This is a genomic window from Rheinheimera sp. (assembly GCF_030824435.1).
Lineage (GTDB): Bacteria > Pseudomonadota > Gammaproteobacteria > Enterobacterales > Alteromonadaceae > Pararheinheimera.
The window spans coordinates 1-4,316 of the sequence record NZ_JAVBXS010000006.1 but is presented as its reverse complement, the minus strand read 5'-3'; the positions used below and the strand labels follow the sequence as shown (position 1 = coordinate 4,316).

Below are 4,316 nucleotides of genomic sequence, written 5' to 3'. Positions count from 1 at the left end.
ACGCAGGCATTGCGCTGTGGGCTAATCAAAAAGTACAACATGCCTAACAAGCGCCTTAAACCTTGCGGCCTTCGGCCGCAGGACTCGCAACAAGTTGCTCGCCGTTTAGGCGATAGTTAGCCGTTAATCGGGTTTTATAGTTTTTGGCAGGTTGTGCAGCCAACACCAGGGAGGTGGCTTTGTTCGGGCAGTTCGTTGCTTGGGTAAAGTGCAAACGGAAATTGCGTTCTTCGTTTCCCTTCTGGTAGTTTGGTGTTCACTAATTATTTACAGGTTCCGCTCAGGTACTTTGTGGCAGCAAGCTGCAAAAGTCAGCTGTTTGTGGGGTAAGTTTTTAAATTTGCACGTGCGGCGTTGTTGGTGTTTTCGCGTTGCCCTTATCCGGGCTTTCGGCTAACAAGTCGCGGCACTTGCGGCCTTCGGCCGCAGCGACGTCAACTGCGTTGCAGTTGCCGCGCGTGCGCTCAGCGTTAGGTTGCTCAATGTTTGAATTCGATATACAAAAATCAGGCACAAGTGAAGAACGATTGATTTGCTTTTTATCAGATTCAACAGATCAAGCATTCAGACAAGCATTAAAAGACATCTTGGAACCCCATGGCTATTTATGTGATTCCGATGAACATCATGTCTTTATGAGAAATGTGAACGGAGAATATAAGCTCCGACAATTAACTATCTCATCAGATAGCTGGTTCGTTTGGGGAGAATGCGATACCTGGGGTAAAAACATCGCATTAAACCAAGAGTTAATAAGCTGGTTAGAGAAAAAATTGCTAGATAGTGGTTTATTCAAATTGCGGCAAAAAACCTAACAAGCGCCTTAAACATCGCGGCCTGCGGCCGCTGGACTCGCAACAAGTTGCTCGCCGTTTAGGCGATAGTTAGGTTCACGATGAGCAGCATTGAAGATATATCCAATATATGGGCTGAGAAAGGATGGGGAGTCTGGTTCGATTTGAGCTTCAATGGAGCTGAGATTAGATTCAGTATCTCAGCCGAAACTTTAGGCTCAGGTGTATTGAAAGAATCAAGACGGCAATTTCCTGAAACATTTGATGCAAATCTTTCATTGATAAGAGAAGCAGCTGTGATGTTGGCGAGTTCTAATCGCCTCAGTCAAATCAAAGATATAGCCGGCACTGAAATTACTGAGGCTGATATTCTTGAAGTTAAATGCTAAATGGAACCTAACAAGAGCCTTAAATATGTGCAGCAAGCTGCACCGGACTCGCAACAAGTTGCTCGCCGTTTAGGCTAGCGTTAGGCCTTGAAGGAATACGGATGTTCAATCGAACGGAATATCACGCAGCTCATCAATACTCTTCCAATCACCGGAAACAGATTGTGGGCAGTGAGTTATGTGGTTGCTTTTACTGCCTTAAAGTCTACCCACCTTCCGAGATTGTGGAGTGGATTGATGAAAATGAAAATGAGGTAGGACAAACAGCACTATGCCCCTATTGCGGTATAGATTCCGTTATTGGATCGGCATCTGGCGTTTCACTGGATAAACAATTTCTTACCGAGATGTATAAAGTATGGTTTTCTTAACTTTAAAACATTCGGTGTACTGGCCTAACAAGCGCAGTCACAATCGGCCACTGCGTGGCCTGGACCTCAACCGCTGCGCGGGTTTCGGCCTGTGCTGCGGGCGTTAGCTATTGGTATGAGTATGGATTGCATCAACCAAATTAAAGAAAAACTTGAGAAATATCCTGAGCTCAAATGGGAGCTGGACGGCTCAACTATATCAGTATCACCAGAGAATGGGTTCACAGTTTGGCTTGCAGAATCAGAGCAAGTTTGTACTGTAGGTTACAACGGTTGGCACGAAGAATTTTCAGATAAAAATGAAGCGTTAAATTGTTTTGCTTTTGGCCTCAGTGAAAAGTGTCGATTAAAAGTCTTTATTAAAGGCAAGACAGAATATAAATGGGTCATAGAAGCATTTGAAGACGGTAACTGGGTTAGTTACAGCACTACTAGCTTAATCTTGTATCCATACTGGCGTAAAACACGGATTAGTTACTTACAAAATCATGTGGTAAGCAGCTAACAAGTTGCTTAATTTCGTTCCGGCCACAAACAGCGTGGCCTCCACTGGACTGCCTACGCTTCGCTGCGGCAGCCAATTAGCTAAGCGTTATAAAAATAGTGAGGCTCGAATGAAACGTTTTCTTCTCATTTTTAGTTTGTTTGTCATGGCTTCGTTGGAAGCAAGTACTGTACAAGATGGTTACAACGCAGTGAGAAACGGCAATTATGAACAAGGACTAAAAATACTTTTACCAATTGCAGAAAAAGGTGATCCGGATGCTCTTTATGGAGTTGGAATTCTCTACAAAGAAGGATGGGGTGCCGAAAAGGATTTGGACAAGGCAGTGAGTTTTTATGAGAAAGCCGCAGAAAAAGGGCATGTCGGTGCAATATTTGATCTAGGTTGGGCGTATCAAACTGGTCAGGGCAAAGATAAAAACTATTCTAAATCTGCTGAATTATATGAAAAAGCAGCTACAAAAGGGCATCCAGTTGCAATGTATGGATTAGGTGGTTTGTACTTGAACGGTCTGGGCGTTGATAAAGACGTAGTCAAAGCGGAACATTGGTATAAACAATCTGCCGCAGCCGGTTATCCCCCTGCAATAGAGTTCGTCAAAGAAGAATTTAAGTAATTTATAACAAACAAATGTTAATCGCCCATGCTACGCATGGGCTGCGACGGCAAAACGCATGCGCGTTTTGCCGCGCTAAATTTGGTAGTTAAGCATCAAAATGAACTACGGATTCACAAAATTGGCAACCAACTGGAATGAAAAAGCGCTGAATAGTATTGGTGTTTGTTTAATCAAAGCCATTTTGTTCTTTATTCCTCGGGCTAATTCTGATTAGGAAAAGCTATATCAAAATGCTTATGGCGTTGTTGCTGCTGGCAAGGTTGTAAGCCCTGAGAGACTTTTGCAACTTTCGACAAACTAAAATTTTAAAAGGATTTATGTGTATGAATAGGATTTTGTTGGCCATTTTTGCTGTTGTCGCCTTGAGCTTCAATGCGCCATGCCGGGCTGATCTGTTATCACCGTTAAATCAAGTGGAGATGGCAAAAGCGGACGCTATGTACCAAAGATATTGTTCTTTGTGTCATGGCGCGCAGCGGGAGGGTTACAAGGCAGACCATGCGCCATCTTTACGTTCAAAGTCGATGCTGAGCACCGCATTCCCTCAGCTGATGTTTGACTCCATTGCTTTCGGGCGGGTGAATTCTGCAATGGATGGGTATATCAAAGACGCAGGCGGCCCTCTGACAGAATCAGACATTATCTTATTGATCAGATGGCTGGCGCAGAAAGAGCAGATTTCTCCGATAGATTTAGACCAGGCGCCAATCCCCGGAAAGGCTGAGAAGGGCAAAGCGCTGTATGCTAAAAACTGTGCAACTTGCCATGGAGACAAAGGCCAAGGTATTACCGGCACTGCGTTAGCAGACCAATTATTCTTATCGAGCGCAACAGACAGCTATTTAAAACACGCTATCCTGACCGGCAGAGACGGCACTCCGATGAAAAGTTTTGCCGGAATTCTCAAGGATGAAGAAATCAATGATGTTGTTGCTTATCTGAGAAGTCAGGCTTCGGGCTGGAGCCCACAACCGCCAGAACTCGCACCATGGCCGAGCCCCGCTGAGTATGTGCTGAACCCCAACAGTGAAGCGCCGCAATTTAGTTTAAGAGAAGGCCGGTATGTGCCAGCTCACGAAGTTGAACAAGCATTAAAAGAACACAAAAAAATGATTATTCTGGATACCCGGCCGGGCTCTGCCTGGCAACGTATTCATATTCCCGGTGCGGTTCCGATGCCGTATTACAGAGACAAATCCAAAATTGCCGAAAACTTACCCAATGATGGCACCTGGATTATTGCTTATTGCGCCTGCCCTCACGCTGCTTCAGATTCAGTTATCAATCATCTCCGAAGTTTAGGGTACAAAAATACCGGGGTTATTGATGAAGGTATTATCAAATGGATTGAGATGGGATTACCTGTTGTTGCAGGTAAGGCAAAGGTTAGTCAGGTCATTGACTAAAAGTACCTTGTCATCATTGTGTAGCGGGTGCATAACAATCAAATTTTATCGCCAGCAAAAAGCGCTGGCTGCGACGTCAACCCGCTGCGCGACTTTCCGCGCTAAATTTGGTAGTTAGCCTTACAGGAAGAATATGAACAATCTGAGAATTATATTTGGCTTACTCATCGGTTTGGCAGCAATGTTTGCGCATGCAGACTTATCTGACAATGCTCTTGTTCCAAAAGAAGAA

General features: G+C 44.4%; 5 protein-coding genes. All 5 read left to right on the top strand.

Features of this window, described 5'->3' with window-relative positions; all coding sequences use genetic code 11:
* Positions 1–482: 482 nt before the first annotated feature.
* Positions 483–815, top strand: a complete 333-nt coding sequence (locus RCH83_RS00120) for a hypothetical protein (protein ID WP_306517921.1) — start codon at positions 483–485, stop codon at positions 813–815.
* 80 nt (positions 816–895) lie between these two features.
* Positions 896–1,183: a DUF1488 family protein gene (locus tag RCH83_RS00115; protein ID WP_306517919.1), complete on the top strand. Its 288-nt coding sequence runs from the start codon at positions 896–898 to the stop codon at positions 1,181–1,183.
* Positions 1,184–1,645: 462 nt separating this feature from the next.
* The gene (locus RCH83_RS00110) at positions 1,646–2,059 is read left to right on the top strand and encodes a hypothetical protein (protein WP_306517917.1); all 414 of its coding nucleotides are present in this window, start codon (positions 1,646–1,648) and stop codon (positions 2,057–2,059) included.
* A 109-nt stretch (positions 2,060–2,168) separates the two neighbouring features.
* Complete coding sequence (locus RCH83_RS00105; protein WP_306517915.1) at positions 2,169–2,675, top strand: tetratricopeptide repeat protein; 507 nt, start codon at positions 2,169–2,171, stop codon at positions 2,673–2,675.
* Positions 2,676–3,001: 326 nt separating this feature from the next.
* Positions 3,002–4,084, top strand: a complete 1,083-nt coding sequence (locus tag RCH83_RS00100; RefSeq protein WP_306517913.1) for a c-type cytochrome — start codon at positions 3,002–3,004, stop codon at positions 4,082–4,084.
* The last annotated feature ends 232 nt before the right edge of the window (positions 4,085–4,316 follow it).